Source organism: Arthrobacter glacialis (genome assembly GCF_002909445.1).
Lineage (GTDB): Bacteria > Actinomycetota > Actinomycetes > Actinomycetales > Micrococcaceae > Specibacter > Specibacter glacialis.
In genome coordinates this window covers 57866-82592 of sequence record NZ_PPXC01000002.1, presented here as the reverse complement: position 1 = coordinate 82592, position 24727 = coordinate 57866, and the positions used below count along the sequence as shown (strand labels likewise).

At 61.6% G+C, this 24727-nt stretch carries 20 protein-coding genes; 5 read left to right on the top strand and 15 right to left on the bottom strand.

Translation table 11 applies throughout. The annotated features are described in order from the left end of the window. Nucleotides 1-13: 13 nt before the first annotated feature. Entirely contained in the window at nucleotides 14-1012 is a 999-nt protein-coding gene (locus tag CVS27_RS02660; protein WP_243399681.1) for a DedA family protein, read from the bottom strand. 421 nt (nucleotides 1013-1433) lie between these two features. Here CVS27_RS02660 and CVS27_RS02655 point away from each other — a divergent pair, with 421 nt between their 5' ends. Next, nucleotides 1434-5147, top strand: coding sequence for a lamin tail domain-containing metallophosphoesterase family protein (locus CVS27_RS02655; RefSeq protein WP_165788240.1), 3714 nt, complete (start codon nucleotides 1434-1436; stop codon nucleotides 5145-5147). A 90-nt stretch (nucleotides 5148-5237) separates the two neighbouring features. Here the strand turns inward: CVS27_RS02655 and CVS27_RS02650 are convergent, their stop codons facing one another. From CVS27_RS02650 to CVS27_RS02615, 8 genes are all read right to left on the bottom strand, one after another. Next, nucleotides 5238-6560 (bottom strand): thymidine phosphorylase, encoded by a 1323-nt coding sequence (locus tag CVS27_RS02650; protein WP_103464194.1) that lies wholly within the window; start codon nucleotides 6558-6560, stop codon nucleotides 5238-5240. A gap of 56 nt (nucleotides 6561-6616) precedes the next feature. Then, a complete protein-coding gene (locus CVS27_RS02645; RefSeq protein ID WP_103464193.1) occupies nucleotides 6617-7063 on the bottom strand; it encodes a cytidine deaminase in 447 nt (148 codons plus the stop codon). Then, a complete protein-coding gene (locus CVS27_RS02640; RefSeq protein ID WP_103464192.1) occupies nucleotides 7050-8345 on the bottom strand; it encodes an ABC transporter permease in 1296 nt (431 codons plus the stop codon). Before CVS27_RS02640 ends, CVS27_RS02645 begins: the two co-directional genes overlap by 14 nt. After that, a complete protein-coding gene (locus tag CVS27_RS02635; RefSeq protein WP_370739460.1) occupies nucleotides 8342-9607 on the bottom strand; it encodes an ABC transporter permease in 1266 nt (421 codons plus the stop codon). Before CVS27_RS02635 ends, CVS27_RS02640 begins: the two co-directional genes overlap by 4 nt. After that, the gene (locus CVS27_RS02630) at nucleotides 9604-11184 is read right to left on the bottom strand and encodes an ABC transporter ATP-binding protein (RefSeq protein WP_103464191.1); all 1581 of its coding nucleotides are present in this window, start codon (nucleotides 11182-11184) and stop codon (nucleotides 9604-9606) included. Before CVS27_RS02630 ends, CVS27_RS02635 begins: the two co-directional genes overlap by 4 nt. Nucleotides 11185-11343: 159 nt before the next feature. Continuing rightward, nucleotides 11344-12474, bottom strand: a complete 1131-nt coding sequence (locus CVS27_RS02625) for a BMP family lipoprotein (RefSeq protein WP_370739459.1) — start codon at nucleotides 12472-12474, stop codon at nucleotides 11344-11346. Between the two features lie 328 nt (nucleotides 12475-12802). Beyond that, complete coding sequence (locus CVS27_RS02620; RefSeq protein ID WP_103464190.1) at nucleotides 12803-14008, bottom strand: amidohydrolase; 1206 nt, start codon at nucleotides 14006-14008, stop codon at nucleotides 12803-12805. A 204-nt stretch (nucleotides 14009-14212) separates the two neighbouring features. Next, nucleotides 14213-15358, bottom strand: coding sequence for a mannose-1-phosphate guanylyltransferase (locus tag CVS27_RS02615; protein ID WP_103464189.1), 1146 nt, complete (start codon nucleotides 15356-15358; stop codon nucleotides 14213-14215). Between the two features lie 314 nt (nucleotides 15359-15672). Here CVS27_RS02615 and sdhC point away from each other — a divergent pair, with 314 nt between their 5' ends. From sdhC to CVS27_RS02595, 4 genes are all read left to right on the top strand, one after another. Continuing rightward, nucleotides 15673-16065, top strand: coding sequence for a succinate dehydrogenase, cytochrome b556 subunit (gene sdhC, locus CVS27_RS02610; protein ID WP_074711603.1), 393 nt, complete (start codon nucleotides 15673-15675; stop codon nucleotides 16063-16065). Continuing rightward, entirely contained in the window at nucleotides 16066-16533 is a 468-nt protein-coding gene (locus CVS27_RS02605; protein ID WP_103464188.1) for a succinate dehydrogenase hydrophobic membrane anchor subunit, read from the top strand. It abuts the gene before it with no gap. A gap of 87 nt (nucleotides 16534-16620) precedes the next feature. Continuing rightward, a complete protein-coding gene (sdhA, locus tag CVS27_RS02600) occupies nucleotides 16621-18420 on the top strand; it encodes a succinate dehydrogenase flavoprotein subunit (RefSeq protein WP_103464187.1) in 1800 nt (599 codons plus the stop codon). A gap of 8 nt (nucleotides 18421-18428) precedes the next feature. Continuing rightward, on the top strand, nucleotides 18429-19211 hold the full coding sequence (locus CVS27_RS02595; protein ID WP_103464416.1) for a succinate dehydrogenase iron-sulfur subunit: 783 nt from the start codon (nucleotides 18429-18431) through the stop codon (nucleotides 19209-19211). Between the two features lie 248 nt (nucleotides 19212-19459). Here CVS27_RS02595 and CVS27_RS02590 read toward each other — a convergent pair whose 3' ends face one another. From CVS27_RS02590 to CVS27_RS20705, 6 genes are all read right to left on the bottom strand, one after another. Beyond that, the gene (locus CVS27_RS02590; RefSeq protein WP_103464186.1) at nucleotides 19460-20548 is read right to left on the bottom strand and encodes a YihY/virulence factor BrkB family protein; all 1089 of its coding nucleotides are present in this window, start codon (nucleotides 20546-20548) and stop codon (nucleotides 19460-19462) included. Next, nucleotides 20526-21083 carry a 2'-5' RNA ligase family protein gene (locus tag CVS27_RS02585; RefSeq protein WP_165788055.1) on the bottom strand — a complete coding sequence of 186 codons (558 nt, stop codon included), beginning with the start codon at nucleotides 21081-21083 and terminating at the stop codon, nucleotides 20526-20528. The genes CVS27_RS02590 and CVS27_RS02585 overlap by 23 nt, the downstream gene beginning before the upstream one ends. A 2-nt stretch (nucleotides 21084-21085) precedes the next feature. Next, nucleotides 21086-22114, bottom strand: a complete 1029-nt coding sequence (trpS, locus tag CVS27_RS02580) for a tryptophan--tRNA ligase (RefSeq protein ID WP_103464184.1) — start codon at nucleotides 22112-22114, stop codon at nucleotides 21086-21088. A gap of 16 nt (nucleotides 22115-22130) precedes the next feature. Beyond that, nucleotides 22131-22982 carry an exodeoxyribonuclease III gene (locus tag CVS27_RS02575; protein ID WP_103464183.1) on the bottom strand — a complete coding sequence of 284 codons (852 nt, stop codon included), beginning with the start codon at nucleotides 22980-22982 and terminating at the stop codon, nucleotides 22131-22133. Between the two features lie 117 nt (nucleotides 22983-23099). Then, complete coding sequence (locus CVS27_RS02570; protein WP_207767437.1) at nucleotides 23100-23729, bottom strand: hypothetical protein; 630 nt, start codon at nucleotides 23727-23729, stop codon at nucleotides 23100-23102. A gap of 119 nt (nucleotides 23730-23848) precedes the next feature. Next, complete coding sequence (locus CVS27_RS20705; protein ID WP_165788239.1) at nucleotides 23849-24643, bottom strand: GAP family protein; 795 nt, start codon at nucleotides 24641-24643, stop codon at nucleotides 23849-23851. Nucleotides 24644-24727: the final 84 nt, after the last annotated feature.

The window sequence follows — 24727 nt, the reverse complement described above, 5'->3', positions numbered from 1 at the left end:
GAGGGGCGCTGCGCTAGTTGGTGCCGGCGCGGGGTGCGCGGGCCGTTGCGGGCACCGGGATGTCATTGCCGGATAGATGGGGCAGCAGCGGAACCGCAGCCGCAGCCCGCCCCGGCGCCTGCGGCAAGGTTCCTCGCGCCTGCGGCAAGGGTTCCTGGTACGTTTCACTGCTGTCAGTTGGAGCGTCAGGCGCGGCGCCAGTTTCCAGTTCTGCCGGGCGCGATTCCGCTGCAAGCTGAGCTGGCACCTCCGGGTGGGCCGCCTGGAATCGAGCCTGGACTTGAGCCTGGGTCTGGGCCACAAGCTGGGCGTTGGCGGCCGCCTCGGCCTGGACCTGATCTGCGTGCTGGGCCGCTGCCAGGCCGGGCTCGGGCCGGGGCGCCAATTTTCCGCGCTTCTCCAAAAAGTGGTGCAGATACTTCATGGCATGATCCACCACAAAGCCAATGACAATGGCAAAGGTGATGGCGATGGCCACACCCAGCAGGGGGTTGTCATGGACCCAGCGTCCGGCAAAGGTACCCACGGCAACCGAGTAGCCAGCCCACGTCACCACGGCAATGCCGTCCAGCAGCACGAAGCGGCGCCACGGGAACCAGGTAGCCCCGGCGGTGAAGTTCACGGCAATTCTGCCCACAGGAATATAGCGGGCAGTAAAGATCAAAATGGCTCCGCGTTTTTCCAGCTCCTTGCCAGCCCAGGCAAATGCCTTGGCTCCACGCGGGCGGCGCATCCAATTAAAGCGGGTGGTGCCGAGTTTGCGGCCCATGAAATACGCAATGTTGTCGCCAATAATGGCGCCAATGGAGGCGCCCAGGATCAGCAGCCAAATATTGGGGTAACCGGTTTTGGCCGAAATGGATGCGAGGGCAACAATGGCTGTCTCGCTGGGCAAAAAGAGGAAGAATCCATCAATAAGGCAGAACAAACTCACTATCGGGATAACCCACCATTGGGCTGCCGAATGGTCGATCACGTAGTTGATCTGCCCCACGATGTGCAAAAAATCCACAGTGGATGATTCCTCTCCTGTGGTGGTTGTCTGCCCTAAGTTTGACACGCGAAAACTTACCCGGCATCCATCTGCAGGACTAGATTACACAAACGACTTCAGTCCGTGGCATGACTGACTGATTTTGACTGCTTCTTCGCTCCAGCTGGAACAACGTTCATGTTATGGTCACTCACGGCAAGCTCAATGGCTATGTTCAGGAAACTTTGTCTCGACAGGCTCTTCAAGTCCCGTTGCGTTGGGGACACCTGTGCCCGGGGCCCTCGGCGCAGCCGCAGAGTTTCCTTGAGAGGAATTTTTGTCGATGAATGTTGACAGGCACATGCCAGCACGTCTTGCCCACCTGAGGGCGGGCCCACCGCCAGCCAGTCCCCGAGCGCCACGGCGAATTGCTCTAGGAGTTACTGTCGGTCTGGCCGCTATGTCTCTTGGCATGGGGATGGCCCCGGCTGCTCCTACCGAAACCACCAACCGCTATGAGGTGGTTCCCGGATCCCCGGTACTCATCAGCGAGATCGCCAACGGCGGGGCAGGCGCATCAGCCACCGCCGACCGCGTGTCAGCCAAGAACTTCATTGAGCTAGGCAATTATGGCGATACGCCCATGGACATTTCAGGGTGGAAGATCTACCGCTGCGGACAGACGGGCGACGGTTACGGGCCTCAGTCCGTAGTCCCGGAGAATACAGTTCTGGCTCCCGGGGACCAGTTCACCACGGCCAGGGACACGTCCGGATATACGACAGATGCCAGCTACGACACCAGCCTGCATGAATTTGGCTATGGTGCATTCATAGAGGACGCCAAGGGACAGCGCCGGGACGCCGTCGGCGTCTACCACCCTGATGTGAACTCCGACTGTGCCATCAATGGTGTCAACCTGCGCAGCGGACTTGATCACCGCCTCGACGAATCCTTCCAACGCGTTTCTGCCAACGGTCCGTTGGCGGACAACTGGATCATCGCGACCCGCACTGTGGATGCACCCAATGCCACAGCCGGAACCCGCAAGACCATCGACAATGGGCTGCGGTTTACCGAACTCTCCAATGGTGGTGCCGGCAACGCCGCCAACCAGTATGTGGAAGTCACCAATTTCAGCACCACACCTGTGGACATGAGCAGCTACAGCTTGTTCCGCTGCGGGGAAAACGGCACGGCGTACTCACTGATCCCGAAGCTGCCTGCCGGCTCGGTGGCTGCCGCCGGAGATAGCTTTGTGTTCAGCAACTCCAAGGGGGCCCAGCCTGCCGGCGGAGCGGACCTAACCTTTGCCGCCGGAATTCACTGGCGCGACTTCGGCGTCATGCTAGTCACGGCCTCCCAGGAGATCGTGGACCGGGCTGGCGTCTATAACAACCGCAACAGCGTCTGCACCGACGGTTCAGCCATCAAGACTGTGCCCGACCACTATCAAAACGAGGTGCTCACCCGGGTTTCAAACACGGGCGACAACTCCGCTGACTTTGCGCTGACCACCACGCGCACCCCGGGCTCCCATGGAGCACAAACCACGCTGGCCACTGCCGCAAAACCAGCAACTGGGGACGTGCAAATCAGTGAAATTGCTGCCTCCGGCGCAGCCGGCGCCGATGACGAATTCTTTGAACTGGCCAATTACGGCGCCACGGCCGTCAACCTCAAGGGCTGGTCTGCCTACCGTTGCACTAACACCGGGCAGGGCTCAGCCACCCCCCAAATCGCTGATCTTGGCGACATCACGCTGGCTCCCGGTCAGGTTTACCTGGCCTCCTCGGTGAATGCGCCGGCCATCGTGCGCGATGTGTCCAACGCCAGCTACGCCACGGGCCTGGACGAGACCGACTATGGCGTGTACCTGATGGACGCGGCCGGCGCCAAGGTGGACGCCATGGCCGCCTACGACGTCGACGTCGACCGTTTCACACCCTGCCGCCTCGGTCAGGAAACACGCAACTACACCAAGCCCGACCAGGGCCAAAGCTATCAGCGCGCCCAACACACGGGCGACAACGAAAATGACTTTGTCATTGCCGCAACCCGCACACCTGGCATTCTCAACGACGTCAGCTATGTGGACCCCACAGTACCGTTGGCCGGGGAACTCGATCCGACCACCGTGTCCACGAACAATGTCCCCGGCACGCCGAAGCTGACCGTTGCCGGTGGCAGCGATCTGTCCGCCACCGTTTCCGGCACGGACGACGGCGGCACCACCTTGGCGCTGAAGGCCGAGTCCGCCGAACTCAAGGACAGCTCAGCAGTGGTGGTCCACACAGGATCCAGCACCGCCGCAGTTCCGGCCACACTGGAAATTCCCGGTGAAACAATCGCCAGGAAGGGCCAGCAGATGGAGACCTCCGGCGCACCTGGCGAGTTCCCGTTCCAACGCTTTGAACTGCCAGTTGCCAGTGGCGAGCCAGCGAACTTCAGTTGGTCCGGCACCACCTCCTCCCGCAATGAAATTCAGATGTACGCCTGGGATTCTGTGGCCGCCGGCTGGATGCTGCTGACCACCGCTGTACCTTCCGCCGATGGCGACCTTACGCTCAACGGCACGGTCCCGGAAGATAAGGTCAAGGACGGCGTTGCCCAGGTACTGGTCATAGACGGCCCGCGGACCTCCGGGGGACTCATTGATGAAATTGGTGTCACCGATCAGGCCTTCGCCAATCCGGCCAGCTATGACTTTTCGCTGAACCACATGACAGACCCCCAGTTTTATTCCGAGAGCTTCCGAGATGTCTTCCGCAAAATGTCATCGTGGGTGGTGTCCAACGCGGACTCCCGCAAGGTTGCCTACAACTCGCTCACCGGTGACATTATCCAGAACTGGATTGCCGGCAACTCTGCGGAAGAGCGGGCCAACCGCGAATATGCGGCAGCCCGGAAGATCATGTCCCTGATCAACGACGCCAACATCCCCAATGGCGTCCTGCCAGGCAACCATGACAATTTCTGGGGCCGGGACAATTCCAAGTTCAACGAGTACTTCCCTGTGGAGATGTACCAGGACAAGGAATGGTACGGGGAGTCTTGGCAGAAAGGCGACAATGCCGCCCACACGGACTTCTTCTCCCATGAGGGCATGGACTTCATGGTGTTGAACCTGCCCTACCGTTCCTCCGCACCTCAGCTTGCATGGGCCTCAGCCCAGGCTGCCGCCCATCCTGCGCACAACATCATCATTGCCACCCACTCCTACCTGCACACTGCCGGCACCCGCGACAACATCGACGCCCGGTACACCTCCTCGGCCCAAGAAACCTGGGACACGGTCATTGCCCCTCATGACAATGTGTTCCTCGTTCTGGGCGGTCACTACCACGGTGTGGTGACCAACTATGCCGACCCGGTCACGGGTGAACAAACGGATGCCACGGAGCTGGCCCGCGACACCTACGCCATTAAGAACGTCGGCGGCAACGGGCGCACAGTGGTGGAGATGCTGGCCGACTACCAGGGCTACCGTTCCTCGGTTTCCACCACACGCAATGACCTTCTGGACCGTGACTCCGGTTTCCAGCGGCTCCTGCAGCTAGACCTCGACGCCGGACTCATGGCCGTCAACGCCTACTCACCGTCCTTGGACTCCTTTGAGGCCTGGAAGTATGACGAGCCCGCCTACCGTGGTGCAACTGCACGTTACGACGCTGGTGATGACGAGTTTGTGGCCCAGGTCAGCCTGATCCGGAGCACCACGCTGAAGTCCTCCCAGTGGGCGCAGACGGGGAGCTTCAGCGAGTTCGCCCAGGGCACCTTGGAAAACGGAGGCCAGCAGAACATAGCCCTGGCCACCGGAGCCAAGGAGCAACTGTGGACTGTGTCGCTGACCGACCCTGAAGGCAACGTCTCACGTTCCACACCACGGGTTCTGGCAGCTCTCGCGGCCACACCCACGGCCCCGGCTACATCGGCCGAGCCAGGCGCTGGAACCAGCCCCACCGGCTCCACCACTGCTATTCCAGGTGCTGCTATTCCAGGTGCCGCGAGCAGCACACCGGGGAACGCTGTGGTTGCCGGCGGCGAAGGCTCAGATGAGTTGGTCGCCACCGGCGCAAACGTTGGAATCTTCGTGACCGGAGCTGCGCTCCTGCTGTTGGCAGGTGCTGGAGTGCTCGTGGGCCGCAACCGCCGCGCTTCCAGCCACAGCTAGCAACCCCGTTGAGATTGGAGATGATGACGTCCGACCGTTCCTCGCGGACGTCATCATCTCCAATCTCAAGCCAGGGCCAGCCAAGGGGAGTTAGCTGATGCGCTCGATAATCAACTTGTTTGCCGGCCGGGATCCCTCGGGCGCAATGGTCACGGCGCCCTCCAGCGCTTCCTTGGCCCGGTCAAACTTCTCCGGGGTGTCCGTCAGCAGCGTCATGAGCGGCTCACCGGCCCGCACCAACGCGCCGGGCTTGGCATGCATGCGCACGCCCGCACCGGCCTGCACAATATCTTCCTTGCGGGCCCGGCCAGCCCCGAGGCGCCATGCGGCAACCCCCACGGCCATCGCATCAAGGCCCACCAGCACGCCGTCGGCCGGTGCATAGACCACCTCGGATTCCCGGGCCACCGGCAGCCGCGCCTCCGGGTCCCCGCCCTGTGCTGCGATCATGCGCCGCCACACATCCATGGCCCGCCCGTCCCTGAGCGCTGCGGCAGGGTCTGCGTCGTGGATGCCGGCAGCTTCCAGCATTTCCTCCGCCAGCCGCACTGTCAGTTCGACGACGTCTTCCGGACCGCCGCCAGCCAGCACCTCCACCGACTCCTGAACTTCAATGGCATTGCCCGCCGTCAAGCCCAAGGGTGTGCTCATGTCCGTCAGCAGGGCCACTGTGTTGACGCCCGCATCCAGCCCCAGGGCCACCATGGTCTGGGCCAGTTCCCGGGCCATGTCAACATTTTTCATAAAAGCGCCCGAGCCAACCTTGACGTCCAGGACCAGTGCCTGGGTGCCTTCGGCGATCTTCTTGCTCATGATGGAGGAGGCAATGAGCGGGATGGCCTCCACTGTGCCCGTGACATCGCGCAGGGCGTACAACTTCTTGTCGGCGGGGGCCAAACCAGCACCGGCGGCGCAGATCACGGCACCCACCTCGGAGAGCTGGCGCATCATTTGCTCATTGCTGAGGTTGGCCCGCCAGCCCGGGATGGCCTCCAACTTATCCAAGGTGCCGCCCGTGTGGCCCAGTCCGCGCCCGGAAAGTTGCGGCACGGCTGCACCAAAGACCGCCACCAACGGAGCCAACGGCAAGGTAATCTTGTCCCCCACCCCGCCCGTGGAGTGTTTGTCGGTGGTGCGCATGGGCGCCCCGGACGGTGAGCGGAGGGCCGAAAAGTCCATCCGCTCCCCCGAGTTGATCATGGCCGCTGTCCACTGTGAGATCTCGGCCCGGTTCATGCCGTTGAGCAAGATGGCCATGTTCAGAGCCGCCATCTGCTCGTCAGCAATGGTGCCGCGCGTGTACGCGTCAATGGTCCAGGCGATCTGCTCGGGGCTCAGCGTGCCCTTGTCGCGTTTGGTGCGGATGATGTCAACGGCGTCAAAGCTGGGTCCTGCATAGCCTTCGGGGTTCATGGTGTGTCCGTCCAGTCGTCAGTGTTTGCTGTTACTTGGTGGCTGAGGCGTTGACGCTAGTGTTCGGCCCCGCTGGCTGCAATCCGCGCCAAATCCCGCGGACCAAAGGCATCGGGGAGCACCTGGTCCATGGACTTGACCCCTGAGGGGGTCATCAACTGTGTCTGCGCCGTACTGAATTCGTTCAAGATCTGCCGGCAGCGCCCGCACGGCATCAGGATCTCGCCCTGGGCGTCAACGCAGTAAAACGCCGTGATGAGGCCGCCACCGTTCATCCGCGCAGCACCGATCATGGTGCATTCGGCGCACAGTGTCAGCCCGTAGCTGGCATTCTCAACATTGCAGCCGGACACAATGCTGCCGTCCTCAAGCCGGGCGGCAGCACCCACCGGGAACTTTGAATACGGGACGTAGGCGTTGGCCAGCGCAGCGGTGGCGGCCAGACGCAAAGGCTCCCATCCGCCGTCGTCCATGGGCGCAGTCACCGTCTCACTCCTTGACATAGGGTTCCCCGTCAGCCGCCGGAGCCATGGCCTTGCCCACAAATCCGGACACCGCCAAGATGGTCAGCGCGTAAGGCAGCATGGCCAGGAACTGACCGTCGATGGGCGTCCCTGCGAGCGAAAGAATGCTCTGCAAGTTGCCGGCAACACCAAAGAGCAGGGCAGCCAGCGCGGCACCGATCGGGTTCCACCGGCCAAAAATCAAGGCCGCGAGGGCAATGAAGCCCAGCCCACCGGTCATGTCCTTGCTAAAGCTGCTGACGGCCACCAGGGTGAAGTAGGCACCGCCCACACCTGCCACGGCGCCACCAGCCAAGACGTTCATGACGCGGGTCCTGTTGACGTTGATGCCCACGGTGTCGGCCGCCTTGGGGTGTTCACCCACGGCGCGCACCCGCAGTCCCCAGCGGGTGCGGAACAAGCCGAACCAGAGTGCCACCACCAGGATCAGCATGAAGTAGCCGATGAGGGACTGCCGGAACAGCATGGGCCCGATGATGGGGATCTCGGAAAGCAGCGGGATGGGGATGCCGGGCAGTTGGGCGGGCTGGTTGTAGATGGTGACCCCGTCCACCTTGGTCTTCATGATCTTCTCAAAGAGGAACCCGGTCAGACCGGACACCAGAACGTTCAGCACCACGCCCACAATGATCTGGTTCACCACGTACTTGATGCTGAACAAGGCCAGCATGGCTGAGACCAGCACACCCGCCACAGCTGCGGCGAACAGCCCGGCAAAGGCGTTGTGGGTGATGGAGGAGACCAGCGCCGCGGTGAAGGCACCGGCCAGCAGCTGGCCCTCGATGGCAATATTGACCACACCGGCCCGCTCGGAGAGAACACCGGACAGGGAACCAAACACTAGCGGCGTGGTGATGAGCATGGCGCCGGTGAACAGACCCACCAGGGTGATGTTCTGGGAGGTGGTGCCGCCGATCATCCACACCATCAAGCCCACCACAAACACGATGGTGAACGTCATGAGCACCCATTTGGCGATCTTTCCGGTGGCCCTGGTCTGGCTGTACGCCAGGTACGCCAGCGCCGCGCAAATCACCGAGACAATGATGCCCATGGCCTTGGACGGCAGCACCAAGTCGGGGACCTGCCAGGCATCGTTGTCCTGGGAAATCCTGAAAGTGGCGGTGCCGGTGGGGCCCAGCACCACGAAGACAACGACGGCGAACAGGGCCAGGACCCCGAGCAGGATCGGCACCTTCCAGCTGCGGATGGCGACCGCGTCAACATGTGCTGACGGGGCGCTCTTGGCGGTGATGCTCATGCTGTGACTCCTTCATGGCGAACTGCCTTAATCCGGAACATTGAACGGATCAAGGGAGGGGCGGCAATGAACAGCACAATCAAGGATTGCACCACGGCCACAATGTCAATGGAAACGTCGGCGTTGATGGCCATGGAGGTGCCGCCCGCCTTGAAAGCGCCAAAAAGCAGCGCAGCAAAGAACGTGCCCCACGGTTTGGAGCGCCCCAAAAGGGCTACCGTGATGGCGTCAAAGCCGATGCTTCCGGCAATGTCCGCATCGAGTGTTTTCTCAGTCCCGGCGAGCTGGGTGACGCCGGCCAGTCCGGCCAGCGCACCGGAGATCAACATGACTGTGATGTAGCCGCGGGAAACCAGCATGCCTGCCGTGCGGGCAGCGCGCGGGTTGGCACCGATGGCCCGGTACTCAAAGCCCAGCGTTGACCGGTTCAGCAACCAGGAAACGCCAATGACGGCCAAGACAGCCACAATGAGTCCTGCGTGCAGCCGGTAGTTGGGGCCCAGCAGCAGCGGGAACATGGCTGTTTCGTGCATGGCCGGGCTGATGGGGTTGCTACTGGAGGGATCGCGCAAGGGGTTCTTGAGCAGGTACAGGACGAGGGAAACGGCAATGTAGTTGAGCATGATGGTCACAATGACCTCATGCGCACCAGTTTTTGCCTTCAGGAATCCGGCGATGCCGCCCCAGAGCGCTCCGCCGATGGCGCCAGCCACCACCACCGCAATCAGGTGGATGCCCGGGGGCAGTTCGATCATGAAGCCCACCACACCGGCAAAGGTGGCCCCGATGATGATCTGGCCCTTTGCACCAATGTTGAACAGGCCAACCCGGAACGCCAGCGTCACGGCCAGTCCGGACAGGATCAACGGTGTGGCAAAGGTCAGTGTTTCAAAGATTCCCAGCCGGCCCTGCCAGGTCCGGGAATTCGGATCGTAGGTGGCACCGCGCCACAAGGCTCCGTAGGCTTCCGAAACCGCCGCCCACATGGCCCTGAACGTGGCGCCCGGGTCGCTGAAGAAGTACCCCATCGCAGCCGTGACGCGGGCATCGGTGAAGGCGATCAAGATTCCGCCAATGGCCAAGGCCACCACAACTGCCAGGACCGAGATCATGGCGTTGCCGCTCATGATCTCCCGAACCAGCTGCGTGCCGTTGTTTTCCTTGGCAGATTTTGCCTCCGGCGGTGCCGGATTTGGTGCGTCCGGCTTGGCGCCCTGGCCATCCGGTGCTGTGCCCGAACTCCCCATCTCCACCCCGCTCATGGCTGCACCCCTGTGCCGTTGGAATTGTCTGTGCCGTTGGCTTCTTTGGCCTGATTGTCCATCTGTTCCTGTGCTTCTGCTGCGGGCAAACCCGCCATCATGAGGCCGAGCAATGCGCGGCTGGATTTTCCGGGCACAATGCCCATAAGCCGGCCGGCAAAAAGTACTGCGATCCTGTCGGCCAGCTCCAGCACCTCATCGAGTTCTGTCGAGACAATCACCACGGGGGTTCCGGCGTCGCGCTCGGCCACGATACGTTTGTGCAGGAACTCGATGGAGCCCACGTCCACGCCGCGGGTGGGCTGTGAGGCAATGAAAAGTTTCAAGGGACGGGAGAGTTCTCGTGCCAGCACCACTTTTTGCTGATTGCCGCCGGAGAGCGTGTCTGCCGCGTCTTGGGAAGACTGCGCACGGACGTCGTATTCGGCGACCTTGTCCACGGCGTTTTTCGCCACGACGGCCCGGTCCATGGTGCCGCGGCGGGAATATGGTTCGTGCTTGTAGAGGTCAAGGACCAGGTTTTCGGCGATCGAGAATTCGCCCACCAGGCCATCGTCTTGCCTGTCCTCGGGCACGAATCCCACGCCCGAGTCAAGGATTTGGCGCACGCTCTTGCCCACCAGTTCGGTCCCGCCGAGCGTGATGGAGCCCAGAACATGCTTTTGCAGTCCCAGCACGGCTTCGGTCAGTTCGCTCTGGCCATTGCCCTGGACACCGGCCACGGCAAGGATCTCGCCCTGGGCCACGCTCAAGGTGACGTCGTCGAGAAGTCTCTGGCCGGCGTCGTTCATCACCGTGAGGTTGCTGACCTTGAAGGTGACCTCGCCGGGGTTGGCCGGGGCCTTGTCCAGCGTCAGGTTGACGGCGCGGCCCACCATGAGGGCTGCGAGCTCGGTGGTGGAGGCCGACGGCGCGGCGGAGCCCACCACCTTGCCGCGGCGGATCACCGTGATGGTGTCCGAGACGGCCTTGACCTCACGCAGCTTGTGGGAAATGAAAACAATGGAGGTGCCGCCGGCCTTCAGCTGCGCCATGATGTCCATGAGTTCATCAGTTTCCTGGGGTGTGAGCACGGCTGTGGGCTCGTCCAGGATGAGGATTTTGGAGTTGCGCACCAGCGCCTTGATGATTTCCACGCGCTGCTGGACGCCCACGGGGAGGTCCTCCACCAGCGCATCCGGGTCAACGTCGAAGCCGAACTTTGCGGAGATCTCGCGGATCTTTTTGCGGGTTTCCTCCAGGTTCAGGACACCGCCAAAGGTGGTTGATTCGGCACCCAGCGCCACGTTTTCGGCCACTGTAAACACCGGCACCAGCATGAAGTGCTGGTGCACCATGCCGATCCCGGCCGCCATGGCGTCTGCCGGGCCGGAGAAGCGCACCGGCACGTCGTCGATGAGGATCTCCCCGTCGCTGGGTTCGTACAGTCCGTACAAGACATTCATCAGGGTGGATTTTCCGGCCCCATTTTCGCCAAGAAGGCTGTGGATCTCACCGGATTGCACCACCAAGTCAATGTGGTCGTTCGCCACCAAGGACCCAAATCTCTTGGTGATACCCCGAAGTTCTAGTTTCAACGTTTTAACCCGTCTGCGGATTGTTGGATCGTGGCTGGTGCAGGCTCAAGTTTAGTGGTCGCGTTCTTGCCTCTGCACCCCACAGATTTGGCTGTGGGGTGCAGAGGCAAGAACGCGACCACTCCAGCTGACGTCAGCCTGGCTGGGACGGCAGGGAAGCTACGGTGTAGCCGCCAGCAGTCCTTCGCTGGCCTTTGATCCGACCTTGATGGAGCCGTCGATGATGCCCTTCTTGATTTCCTCAAGCTGGCTCTTGGTGTCCGCGCTGACGGCAGAGTCCAAATCGTGGAAGGGAGCCAAGGAAACGCCCTCATTTTCCAGCGTGCCGACGTACGGGGTCGGGTCGAACTTGTCGTTGAGGTCGTCCTTGATGACTGACTCCACGGCTGCGCCCATGGTCTTGATGACGGAGGTCAACAGGATGGACTTGTAGGTGGGTGCCGTCAGGAAGCCGTCGGAGTCAACCCATACGAGCTTGACGTCCTTGCCACCCGAGTTGGCCGCCAGGATGGCGTCGCCTGCACCCTTGCCGAGCGGACCGGCAACAGGCATGACCACATCGGCACCTTCGGAGATCAAGTTGTTGGTGATCTTGGTGCCTTCCTGAATGATCTCAAAGGTGTTGGCAAAGGATCCCTGCTGCGTTGCAGCGTCCCAGCCCAAAAGCTTGACGTCCTTGCCCTGCTTCTCGTTGAAGTACTTCACACCGGCAGCAAAACCGTCCATGAAGATGGTGACGGTGGGGATATTGATGCCACCAAAGGTGCCCACCTTGCCGGTCTTGGACACAGCAGCGGCAGCATATCCGGCCATGAACGCAGCCTGTGCTGTGTCATACACAACGGGCTTGACGTTGTCCGCCTTGATGGTGTTGTCATCAATGATCGCGTAGTGCAGATCCGGGTTGGCCTTGGCCGCTTCTTCGGTGGCCTTGGCCAGCAGGAAGCCAACCGTGACGGTGAGGTTGCAGCCTGCACTGGCCATCTGGCTCAGGTTCGGGGCAAAGTCGGCGGTGCTGGCGGACTGGGCTTCCTTGACCTTGATGCCCAGATCGGCCTTCGCCTTCTGCAGGCCCTCATAGGAGGACTGGTTGAATGACTGGTCGTCGAATCCGCCGGAGTCGGAGACGATGCAGCCCAGGAAGTTGGCCGCAGCCGCGTTCTCGGTGCCGCCGGCACCGGGCGCCGGCGGGGCTTCTCCACAGCCAGTGAGCATCAGCGCAACAGCGCTTACTGCAACAGTGCCAACAACGGCTCCGCGCTTAACAGTGTTCAGAAACAGACTTTTCAAGGTTCCTCCATGGTGTGTAGGGCCGCAGTGGAGGCATGGCGCCCAAACGTTCACGGGTATGGCTGCCGTTTCCGGAACACATGGAGTCTCGGTTTGGGGAGTGGACCCGTGAAGCTGAACGCACCCAGCATTGCGGTGCTATGGAACACACTAGTGTCCTTTTGCTACTCGTTGGTAGTGCAGGAGGGGAACCCGAACACCATCGTTGGGCAACCGTTACATAAGGGCTCCAGAGAGCCCCTATGAGCACTTTTTTCGGTTCACGTCAAGCGCTTCAAGCCACTGTTTACACTAAACTTCCGGACCGGGACCGGCGCACTGCCAACTACTACTCGGAGGGGGCACGCAGGGTGCGCAAGGCCGCAGCGCACAGGACCCGGATGCCCACCGAAAGAGCACGCTCATCCACAATGTAGTCACCGCGGTGGAGATCGTATTCCTCGCCTCCTGGCACATGGGTCCCCAAGCGCATCAAGGAACCGGGAATGCCCTGCAGGAACCAGGCAAAGTCCTCTCCGCCCATGGACTGCGGAGCCAACACCACAGAGTCCTCTCCCAATTCGGCGCGAGCAGCTGCTTCAATGACTGCCGTCTCATGTTCGGAGTTGACCACCGGCGGCACTCCGCGGGTGTGCTCCAGATGCACGTCAACACCAAAGGGGGCTGCAACCTGCTGAACCACCTCATCCAGGAGCTCCCCTGCAGAATGCCAGGCTTCACGGTCAAGGCAGCGCATGGTTCCGCTCATGACCCCGTGGCCCGGAATGGCGTTGGGTGCTGAGCCGGCATTGATCTGTCCCCACACCACGGAGACTCCGCTGCGAACATCCACGCGGCGGGAAAGCACGGCCGGGACGCTGATGGCAATTTGTGCCAGGCAAAACACCAGGTCCTCCGTCAGGTGCGGGCGGGAGGTGTGCCCGCCACGGCCGGAGAGTTCAATCTTGATGGTGTCGGAGGCGCTGGTGATGGGCCCAATGCGGGTCCCGATCTTTCCCACGTCGACGCGCGGGTCGCAGTGCAAAGCCAGAATCCGCGGCACACCGTCAAGGGCGCCCTGATCAATGCAGGACAAGGCGCCACCGGGCATGGTCTCCTCGGCCGGCTGGAAAATAATCCGGACCCGACCGCCCAAGGGGGTGTGCTCGTGCATCTTGGCCAGAACCAGGGCAATGCCCAGCATGGCGGCCGTATGGAAGTCGTGGCCGCAGCCGTGGGTGACGCCGTGGTTCCGGGAGGCAAACGGCAGCCCGGTCTCCTCCACGATGGGCAGGGCGTCAATGTCCCCACGCAACGCCGTCGCAATGGGTCCCTCGCCAATATCCACAATCACACCGGTGCCGTCCAAGCGGCGCGGGCTCAGCCCAGCCGCCACGAGCCGGTCATAGATTTTGCCCGAGGTGCGGAATTCCTGGAATGACAGCTCCGGGTGGGCGTGGAGGTCCCGACGGAACTCAATGACTTCTTCAAGAAGAGGTTCCAGCCACGGGCCTACCAACTCAGTCGGTTCTGTTTCCAGCGAGTAATTGCGCACAGGTCAAACTCTATCCATGTCGGTGACCGGGGATGGCATTAACTGCTCAGCATTACACAACGCCGGCGAAATCAGCTGCGGCATTTGCGTAAGGCCGCGGTTGCGTCTAGGCCCCAATACCAACTGACCCGCAGAAAACGCCGAAAATCGCGTCCAAAACGCGTTTTTTCGTCGTTTTCTGCGGGTCAGTTGCAAAAAGTACGGTTAGAGGACGTCGGTGTCACCCTTGGCCTTGAGTCCGTCAACAGCATTTTTCACCAGTTGTGAGTGGGCGCGTGTGGTGACCAGAAGGGCGTCGGGGGTGTCAACAACCACCACGTCCTGAATGCCAATCAGGGCGATGACACGCTTGGTGTCTGTCACCACAATGCCGCTGCTGTTCTCGGTGAACACGCGGGCGCCCTCACCCATGACGGTGACCGCGTCCACTTCCTTGGCGTTGTTCAAACGTGCAATGGCAGCGAAATCTCCAACGTCATCCCAGCTGAAGGACGCCGGTATGACCGCCACGTCTCCGGCGTCGGCCGCCGGTTCGGCAACCGCATAGTCGATGGCAATCTTCGGCAGGGTGGGCCAGATGCGGTTCTTCACCGCCACCCGCTCGGGGGTGTCCCAGGCCTTGGCGATTTCCATGAGTCCTTCATAGAGTTCGGGCTCATTGATCTCCAAGTGGTGCAGCATCAACTCCACCGGGGCCACGAACATTCCGGCGTTCCAGTTGTAGTCGCCGCTGACAAGGTACTCCTCGGCCACAGCCTCACTGGGCTTTTCAACAAACTTCACAACAGTCTGGGCACTCGGGGCACCCTTGACGTGCAGCGGCGAACCAGTCTTGATGTAACCAAAGCCGGTGGACGCGTGGGTTGGCTTGATACCAATCGTCACAATCTTGCCGGTGGCCGCCGTGTAGACGGCTTCACGGACGGCGTCCTGGAATTTCTCCACGGGACTGATGACCTGGTCCGCTGCGAAGGAACCCATGATGGTGGAGGGGTCGCGGAGGTACAGGATGGCTGCGGCCAAACCAATGGCTGCGCCGGAATCCTTGGGCTCAGGCTCCAGCACCAAATTCGAATCGGCAATCTCGGGAAGCTGCAGGCACACGGCATCTCGGTGGGCGTCACCGGTGACCACAAGAACCTTTTCGCCGCTAAGCGGTTCCAGCCTGTCGTAGGTTGCACGTAACAAGGTGCTGCCGCTGCCTGTCAGGTCATGCAGAAATTTGGGGGCGGCGGCGCGAGACAGCGGCCACAGCCTGGTGCCAACACCACCCGCGGGAATTACTGCGTAAAACCTGCCCAACGGGTCGGTTCCGGGCAACTCGGGATCAAGCAAATTTTGCGTATTCATCACTGCCACTCTAAGGGATGGCATGGTCCGGGCAGGTGATCCGACACGAAACCTCCACCCAGGGTAGTAGGTGCAGGCACGACGTCGAGGTCCCCCGGACAGTCACTGCGAAAGCGCCATCCGGGCCAATTTCGGACTTCTACAACACTTAAATGTGACACGTCTGTGATATGTCGCATAGAGCAAGGAGTGCCTAAGTTGAATATGCTGTTAGCTAAGCCTAAATTTAGGCAAAGTTATGAGTGCTCACGCCGTGTGCGTTTCCCCGCGTGGAACCACGCCAGCGCAACGGTGATGCAGGGAAGGTTTATTCAGTGCCGACAAAACCAGCTGGCACTCTGTACCGCGGCCGAGAAGGCATGTGGTCCTGGGTGGGACACCGAATTACCGGTGTAGTAATTTTTATTTTCTTGTTGGTGCACGTCCTGGACACCTCCTTGGTGCGCGTGTCCCCAGAGGCGTACACAGCAGTTATTGGGGCATATAAAAACCCCATCATGGGCTTAGGCGAGGCCGGCCTTGTTGCCGCCATCGTCTTCCACGCCTTCAACGGTCTGCGCATCATCGCGATCGACTTCTGGAAGAAGGGCCCCAAGTACCAGCGTCAGCTGCTCTGGGGCGTCCTGGCTCTATGGGCCGTGACCATGATCCCGTTCCTGATCCGTCACCTCACCATTGTCTTCTCTAATTTCTTCGGGGGGCACTAAATGAGCACCAACGCCATCGCGTCACCGCGCTCTGACAGCGCACAGTCACCCAAGTACACCCGATCCAAGAGCTCCGGATCCAGCTTTGAGATGTTCGCATGGTTGTTCATGCGTCTCTCCGGCGTGATCTTGATTGTGCTGATCTTCGGCCACCTGTTCGTCAACCTCATGGTGGGCGAGGGCATCCACGCCATCGACTTCGGCTTTGTCGCTGGCAAGTGGGCCGACCCGTTCTGGCAGGTCTGGGACTTGGCCATGCTGTGGCTGGCCATGCTGCACGGCACCAATGGTGTCCGCACCATCATCAATGACTACGCAGAACGCGCCGGCACCCGCCTGACGCTCAAGACTGTGCTGTTCATCGCCTCAGCCGTCATCATTGTGCTGGGCACCTTGGTGATCTTCACCTTTGACCCGTGCCCCCCCGGCGCCGTCATTGACCTCCCGTCCTTCTGCACCGTCCCTTAACTTTTAGTGGACCCCACCAGGCTTGCCTGGCGGATCAGAAGTGAACACCAGTATTTTGCGCAGTAAATGAGAGAAAGAGCATCCAGTATGCAGGTCCACAAATACGACGTCGTAATCGTCGGGGCCGGTGGCGCAGGAATGCGTGCCGCCATTGAATCCGGTCAGCGTGCCCACACCGCTGTTCTGACCAAGCTCTACCCCACCCGCTCCCACACCGGTGCAGCACAGGGCGGCATGTGTGCAGCCCTGGCCAACGTGGAAGAGGACAACTGGGAATGGCACACCTTTGACACTGTCAAGGGCGGCGACTACCTGGTAGACCAGGACGCCGCTGAGGTTATGGCCAAAGAGGCCATCGAAGCTGTCATCGACCTGGAAAAGATGGGTCTGCCGTTCAACCGCACACCCGAAGGCCGTATTGACCAGCGCCGCTTTGGTGGTCACACTCGCGACCACGGCAAGGCGCCCGTTCGCCGCGCCTGCTACGCCGCTGACCGTACGGGTCACATGATTTTGCAGACCCTGTACCAAAACTGTGTCAAGCACAACGTTGAGTTCTACAATGAGTACTACGTGCTGGATCTGCTCACGGTTGAAGAGGAAGCCACCCGCGAGGACGGCACCGTCTACCTGCAGAAGAAGACAGCCGGCGTTGTCTCTTACGACCTGGCCACAGGCGAACTGCACATCTTCCAGGCCAAGAGCGTCATCCTGGCAACAGGTGGCGCGGGCAAGGTCTTCAAGACCACCTCCAACGCACACACCCTGACCGGTGACGGCATGGGCATCGCGTTCCGCAAGGGCATCCCGCTGGAAGACATGGAGTTCTTCCAGTTCCATCCGACAGGCTTGGCCGGTTTGGGCATCCTGCTCTCCGAGGCCGCCCGCGGCGAGGGTGCAATCCTGCGTAACTCCGAGGGTGAGCGCTTCATGGAGCGTTACGCCCCCACCATCAAGGACTTGGCTCCGCGTGACATCGTGGCGCGTTCCATGGCCAACGAGGTTCGTGAAGGCCGCGGTTGTGGCCCGAACAAGGACTACGTCCTTTTGGACCTGACCCACCTGGAGCCGGCACACATTGACGCCAAGCTCCCGGACATCACCGAGTTCGCCCGCACCTACCTGGGTGTGGAGCCGTACACGGAGCCCGTCCCCGTATTCCCCACGGCCCACTACGCCATGGGCGGTGTTCCCACGAACATCACCACGGAGGTCCTCCAGGACAACGACACCGTGATCCCGGGCCTGTACGCCGCCGGAGAAGTTGCTTGTGTTTCCGTTCACGGTTCCAACCGTTTGGGCACCAACTCCCTGCTGGACATCAACGTGTTCGGCAAGCGCGCCGGCATTGCCGCGGCAAAGTACGCCCTCACGGCTGACTTTGTTGAGCTGCCGGAGAACCCGGAAGCTGACACCGTTGCCTTGCTGGACCACGTCCGCAAGTCCGACGGCGGCGAAAAGGTTGCGCTGATCCGCAAGGATCTGCAGGACACCATGGATGCCAACATGCAGGTGTTCCGTACTGCTGATTCCTTGAACAAGGTCTTGGCTGACATTGCTGTCTTCGAAGAGCGCTACTCACGCATCACTGTTCAGGACAAGGGCAAGCGTTTCAACCTTGACCTGCTTGAGGCTGTGGAGTTGGGCTTCCTGCTGGAACTGGCCAAGGTCATGACAGTGGCTGCCCTGCACCGCCAGGAATCCCGTGGCGGGCACTACCGCGAGGACTTCCCCGAGCGCGACGACGAGAACTTCATGAAGCACTCCATGGCGTACTTGGACTCCGGCGTCACGGTGGAAAACTCCGCTGAAAGCATTGCCGGAATCCGTCTGGGCACCAAGCCCGTTGTCTTTACGCGCTACCAGCCGATGGTGAGGAAGTACTAATGAGCACCGTGGAAACTGAATTGCCGGAACCGGCATCCAAAATTGAACTCCCGGCCCACCTCGGTGGCGGCGGGGAAATCCCCACCTTCGACGTCACCTTGCGCGTACGTCGCTACAACCCCGAGGTCTCCGAGGAGTCCACGTGGGAAAACTTCACCATGACCATGTACGGCACCGACCGCGTGTTGGATGCCCTGCATAAGGTCAAGTGGGAGCAGGATGGTTCGCTGACTTTCCGCCGTTCCTGCGCCCACGGTGTTTGTGGTTCAGATGCCATGCGCATCAACGGCCGCAACCGCTTGGCCTGCAAGACCCTGCTGAAGGATCTTGACACGTCCAAGCCCATCACGGTTGAGCCCATCAAGGGCCTGCCCGTGGAGAAGGACCTCATCGTGGACATGGAGCCGTTCTTCCAGTCCTTCCGCGAGGTCATGCCGTTCCTGGTCAACCGTGGCCACGAACCGGCCAAGGAGCGCCTGCAGTCCGCCGAGGACCGCGAGCGTTTTGACGACACCACCAAGTGCATCCTGTGCGCCGCGTGCACGTCATCCTGCCCCGTGTTCTGGACCGACGGCCAGTACTTCGGCCCGGCCGCCATCGTGAACGCGCACCGCTTCATCTTCGATTCCCGTGATGACGCCGGCGACATGCGCCTGGAGATCCTCAACGACAAAGAGGGCGTGTGGCGTTGCCGCACCACCTTCAACTGCACCGAAGCATGCCCCCGCGGCATTCAGATCACGCAGGCCATCGCTGAGGTCAAGCAGGCCATCCTGGGCCGCAGCATCTAGCATCTGCTCCAGATAAAAGCGCCGCTCCCTTGTGGGGGCGGCGCTTTTGCGTTCCCAGTAGCCTTTGCCTGCACGACGGCGGTTTCCCTGCAGGCAGCTTGGGGCCTGCTCACCGGCCGCGGCGCCCCGTTCCGCCTTCAGCGCCCCGTGGACGGGGCGCCCGGAGCGGAACGGGGCGCCGTACCTGGCACGAGGGTGCGGAACGGGGCGCCGTACCTGGCGCGAGGGCGCGGTGATGCTGGGGGCGGCTAGGGCTTGGCGGGGCGGGGGCGCAGATCGGCAGCCCGGACAGCGGCGATGGCTGCGGCAATCAAGTACACCTGGCTGAGCAGGAAGAACCAGACAAAGAGGCCTAGAATCACGGCAAAGGGCGCCAGGAGTGCATTGTTGGTGACCCCGTTCAGGAGCAGGGCGCTGAAGAAGCGCAAAATGGTGGCGCCAGCACCGGAAAACACAGATGCCAACAGCAGCACACGCCGCGGCATGCGCACCCGGGAGGCCATGCTGAACATGACGATGGCCACCGCCACATCCAGCACGAACATCAGGAATACCGAGCCCAGCTGGGCGGAGAAGCCCGTCAGGAACGTGCCCCAGCCAAGGAACTCGCTGATGTTTCCCACGGCGGCGGTGCTCAGCGCACCGAGGGCGCTGGTGAGCACCAGTGCCACGGCCAGCACGAGGAGGGTGCCGCCGTCGAGCAGTTTGGACAACACAGGGTTGGTCCTGTCCGGGGCCAGGCCCAGCACCGAACGAATGCCTTCACGCAGTCCGTTGATCCAGCCAAGGGCCGTGATGAGCAAGGCGATCAGGGAGATGACGAGCGTCAGACCGAAATCGGTCGACTCCAGGAGCTGTTCGGGTGTGGCCAGGCCGCCGTCGCCGGTGTCGATCAGGCCGGGGGTGGTCCCGGCCACCATGTCAACGACAGCGTCCTGGAGCACCGGGTTGTCCGAGACGATCATGCCGAAGATGGCGAAGCCGGCAACCAGCATGGCAACGACGGAGAAGAACATGAGGTAGGCGTTGCCGGCGGCCAGCAGCGGGCCGCGACGGCGCGTGTACAGGTTCCACATGCGCAGGGGAAACATTTGCCCGGCCCTGGCGTTGAGCCACTGAAACAGCGCGCCCACCTTGGGAACAAACTTCCCACCGGTTTTAGCTTCCTGGTAGGCAGCATGCTTGGACTGCGTCCACGCAGCCAGTGCCTTCCTGTCCAGCGGGCTTGGGGGTGGCTGCAGCGCTGCAGCCAGGGGCCGTTTGGCCCGCACTCCGGGTGCTACAGTGCCCGGAAAATAGCCGGTCCCGGCCCTCTCACGCTGGTTTGCCTCCCCCAAGACTCAACTCCTCACGCAGTTCCCAGCCGCCGCCAAGATGGTCAAAAAGCCCGATGCTGCCCACTTCAAAGTCAGCATTAAAGGTGGCCATCTCAGATTTTGCCAAGGTCATGGCCGGCTCGTCAAGGTCATGGGCAACAGTCAGGTGGGGCAGGAAATCAAACTCCAGCAGGTGTTCCAAGGGCCCTGCCAGCAGCTGTTCATGGAGCTCGGTGCATTCGGCGCCGCCGCGGGCAACATTGAGGTAGACCACGGGCGAAACAGGCTCAAACGTCCCCGTCCCGCGCAGTGAAATCACAAATGGCGCAGCCGTTGCGGCCACCGAGCGCACGTGTTCTGCAGCTTTCTCCCACGTGTCAGTGGTTCGCCCCGAAACCAAGGTGATGTGCGGAGGAACGACGGCGGCATCCGGGCCCTGGTACACGGCGCGCCGGGCGCTGATCTCGGCGGCGAGTGCCGCGGGCAAGGAGATGATGACCCCCAAACTGTCCGCGTGTGGAACAGGTGATGCCCCGCTCTGACCAATACCTGGCACGCTTATCCAACCGCCGGCCGTGGCGGCAGGAAACCAACCTTGGCGTAGACATCGGCAAGGGTCACGGAAGCAATTTCGCGTGCCTTCGCCGCCCCATGGGCCAGCAGGGAGTCAAGTTCGGCCGGGTCCTCGAGCAGTTCCAGGGTGCGTGCCCGGATGGGTTCAAGGCGGGCCACCACTGCCTCGGCAACATCCACCTTGAGGTGGCCGTACATTTTGCCGTCGTACTCAGCAACCAGGGCGTCAACGGGCGTGTCCGTCAGGGTGGAGAGGATTTCCAGCAAGTTGGTGACACCGGGCTTGGCTGCGCGGTCGTGGGCAATGACCGTGTCCGCGTCGGTGACGGCTGACTTGATCCGCTTGGCCGTGACCTTGGGGTCATCGAGTAGGTTGATCAGCCCATTGGGTCCGGAAGCGGACTTGGACATTTTCGACGTCGGATTCTGCAAGTCATAAATCCGGGCGCCTTCTTTTTGAATGAAAGCCTCCGGCACCACAAAGGTGTCGCCAAAGCGGTGGTTGAAGCGCTTGGCCAAATCACGGGCCAGCTCCACGTGCTGGCGCTGGTCATCGCCCACAGGCACACCCTGGGGGCGGTACAGCAAGATGTCCGCGGCCATCAGCACAGGGTAGGTGAACAGGCCAACGCTGGCGGCATCGGAACCGCCCTTGGCTGACTTGTCCTTGAACTGGGTCATCCGCGATGCTTCGCCAAACCCGGTGATGCAGTTCAGCACCCAGGCCAGCTGGGCGTGCTCGGGTACATGCGACTGGACAAACAACGTTGATTTTTCAATGTCAATGCCACCGGCAATGTATTGGGCTGCCGTCTTACGGGTCCGCTCGCGCAGCTCCGCCGGGTCCTGGGTGACAGTAATGGCGTGCATGTCCGGGATGAAAAACAGTGTCTGGTAGTCATCTTGGGTCTTGACCCAGTTGACCAGCGCGCCAAGGTAGTTGCCCAGGTGCAGGGAATCGCCTGAGGGCTGCATGCCCGAAAGAACGCGGGGGCGGGCGGTGATTTCACTCATGAAAGCGTGGAGTCCTTTAGAACTTGTAGTCGACGACCAGCGGCGCGTGGTCAGAGAAACGGGCCTCGTAGGACTCAGCCCTGTCAACCACTGCATGAACAGCCCTTGCAGCGAGTCCCGCAGTGGCCATGTGGTAGTCAATGCGCCAGCCGGTGTCATTCGTGAACGCCTGCCCACGGTTGGACCACCAGGTGTAGGGGCCCTCCACCTCGCCGGCAAATTCACGGGCTACGTCCTTGAAACCGATTTCCTCGCCAAAGAACCTGTCAAAGTAAGCGCGTTCCTCGGGCAGGAAGCCTGCACGCTTCACATTGCCCTTCCAGTTCTTGATGTCCAAGATGGTGTGGCCAACATTCAAATCACCCACCACCAGCACATGGTCATGGGTGGCTGCCAGCTGGGGCAGCCGGGCAATCATGGTGTCCAGGAAACGGAACTTGTCGTCCTGTTTGGGCGTGCCAACCTCGCCGGAGTGCACGTAGGCGCTAACAACAGTCAAGGTGGTGGGTGTGCCGTCGGAGCCGTTGATGAGGTAGTCGGCCTCCACCCAGCGCCCGGTGGTGGCAAAGTAGTCTTCACCGATGCCCACACGGGTGGCCACCGGCTCCAGGACGTCCTTGCGGGTGGCAATCAGCACGCCCGCCCGGCCCTTGGCCTCGGCTTCGGCGTGGAGCAGGTGCCAGTCCTCGCCGAGGAAGCCCTCCACGATGGCGTCGGGTGCGCGGACTTCCTGCAGGCACAAGATGTCAACGTCGCGCCCGGCCAGCCAGGGGCCCATACCGTTTTTGTAGGCGGCACGGATGCCGTTGACATTGACGCTTGCGATCCGCAATTGACCGTTTTCTTTACCGTTACTCACTTGCTCCACCTTACCCGCAGGTAGCTGCGATTCGCAGGTCCGTGCAGCGTATGTCCGGGCCGCGTATTGCGCATAATTGAGCAGCCGCGGCGAAAAGGTGTCCCCACGTCAATGACTGGGGAAGATTTAGTCGACGATGACGCCGGTAACGGGCTCGTCGTCCTCGCCTGCGGGCTTGCCTGATGTGTTGCTTGTGGCGTTGGCGCTTGTGCCCTGGCGTTCGGCGTTCTTTTTCGCCATGGCAGCATCCATCTTGGCCTCTTGGGCTTCCCAGTTGGGGTTGATCATGCCGCGGCCGTTGGCTGCAGTAATGTCAATGGTTTCCAGGGCGCGGGCCACCATTTCAGGGTCCTTGCCCAGGTATTCGTTGACCACGCCGATCTGAACATTGATGATCTTGAAAGAGTGGTCCAGTTTCAGATCGCGTGCCTTCGTGGCCGAGCGTGAACCGGCGTCGTCGGAGACCAGGTGGGTGCCGCCGTCGGCCGGGGCATTGGCACTGTTGTGCTGCGCCATCTGGGCCTGGGCCAGGGCGACCTGGCGGGCGCCAAACGCGGCAGCCTTGTGGACGCCGATGTACACCACGGTGGAGAGCACCAACCAGCCGAACGCGATGGCGGCAATGATCCAGCCCAGCACTGTGCTGTTGTTGGCGGCAAACACCAGCGCCACCAGGAAAACGAGCGCCAGCACGATGGTGCCCACGCCTGTGTATTTGCTGGGTTTGGACATTTTGCCGGTTCCAAGAGAAGTCATGCACCCATTCTCTCAAATGGCGGCGCGTGGCGGGAACGTCTTCCACCAGCGGCGAACGGATGGCTGGTCTTTTGAATGTTCGACGGCGGCGACCGGGTTGCGCTGACGGCGGCCGGGTGTCACTTGAACGGGTTCCATGCTGCCAGTGGGGCCAGGTATGACAGGCCCGAGCGCAGCAGCAGAAATCCGACGATCCCCACCACCCACAGCACAGTTTCAGCAGAGAACTTTCCCAACTTGTTGCTGACCCGGTGCAGGAACGGGTCAAGCCTGGCACCCAGGCCCACCCGTAGACCCAACAGGACCAGCGCCGGGATGAGCATCACCACGCAATAGATGGCCAAGACGGCCAGCTCACCGGCCAGCGGCAAGGTTGAGTTGACCAGGAATCCTATGGCCGCCAGGTAGGGCAGCATGGTGGGCAGTTCCAGCACGCCGGCAATGAGCGCCAAGGCCACAATGCCGCCACGGCTCTCCAGCGCCGACGCTATCCGGTTCTGCCAGCGCCGCTGCCCCGTTGAGGCATCTTCCGCGATCTGCGCCCCGGCGCCGCCTTGTGATGTCCCGGCCAAGCGGTTGGCAGCCCCCACTGCCGCGGGTTTCTTGCCGGAACCGGCAAATAACGCGTAGCCCAGCATGAGGACACCAGCAATGCTCATGCTCCACTGGACAACAGGAATTTGTGCCAGCGAGTCAACTGACAAACCACCCAACAGCCAGCTGGCCCCACTGAGCACGGCCACACCTATCACCAGATAAAAGCCTGCCAGTACCCCCAAGTAGAGGAGTATTCGTGGCATCAGGCGTTTGGCGTCCGGGCGCAGGAGCAGCCACAGCGGAATCAGCAGCGTGCCAATGCTGGTGCTGTCGATCAGGGCCAGGACGGCGAGTTGTGCATAAATTGCGATGGTCATACGCCCAGCGTCGCAATACCGGCCGTGAAGCACATCCGCCATCTGGTCCACGTGCGGGTCATACCTTAGTGCCACATTGCGGCA

What these genes read in the sequence shown, in the direction of transcription:
- CVS27_RS02655 (WP_165788240.1), top strand. Translation starts at nt 1,434, where the DNA reads ATGTCTCTTGGCATGGGGATGGCCCCGGCTGCTCCTACCGAAACCACC.
- CVS27_RS02650 (WP_103464194.1), bottom strand. Translation starts at nt 6,560, where the DNA reads ATGAACCCCGAAGGCTATGCAGGACCCAGCTTTGACGCCGTTGACATC.
- CVS27_RS02645 (WP_103464193.1), bottom strand. Translation starts at nt 7,063, where the DNA reads ATGTCAAGGAGTGAGACGGTGACTGCGCCCATGGACGACGGCGGATGG.
- CVS27_RS02640 (WP_103464192.1), bottom strand. Translation starts at nt 8,345, where the DNA reads ATGAGCATCACCGCCAAGAGCGCCCCGTCAGCACATGTTGACGCGGTC.
- CVS27_RS02635 (WP_370739460.1), bottom strand. Translation starts at nt 9,607, where the DNA reads ATGAGCGGGGTGGAGATGGGGAGTTCGGGCACAGCACCGGATGGCCAG.
- CVS27_RS02615 (WP_103464189.1), bottom strand. Translation starts at nt 15,358, where the DNA reads ATGAATACGCAAAATTTGCTTGATCCCGAGTTGCCCGGAACCGACCCG.
- CVS27_RS02605 (WP_103464188.1), top strand. Translation starts at nt 16,066, where the DNA reads ATGAGCACCAACGCCATCGCGTCACCGCGCTCTGACAGCGCACAGTCA.
- sdhA (WP_103464187.1), top strand. Translation starts at nt 16,621, where the DNA reads ATGCAGGTCCACAAATACGACGTCGTAATCGTCGGGGCCGGTGGCGCA.
- trpS (WP_103464184.1), bottom strand. Translation starts at nt 22,114, where the DNA reads ATGAGTGAAATCACCGCCCGCCCCCGCGTTCTTTCGGGCATGCAGCCC.
- CVS27_RS02570 (WP_207767437.1), bottom strand. Translation starts at nt 23,729, where the DNA reads ATGACTTCTCTTGGAACCGGCAAAATGTCCAAACCCAGCAAATACACA.
- CVS27_RS20705 (WP_165788239.1), bottom strand. Translation starts at nt 24,643, where the DNA reads ATGACCATCGCAATTTATGCACAACTCGCCGTCCTGGCCCTGATCGAC.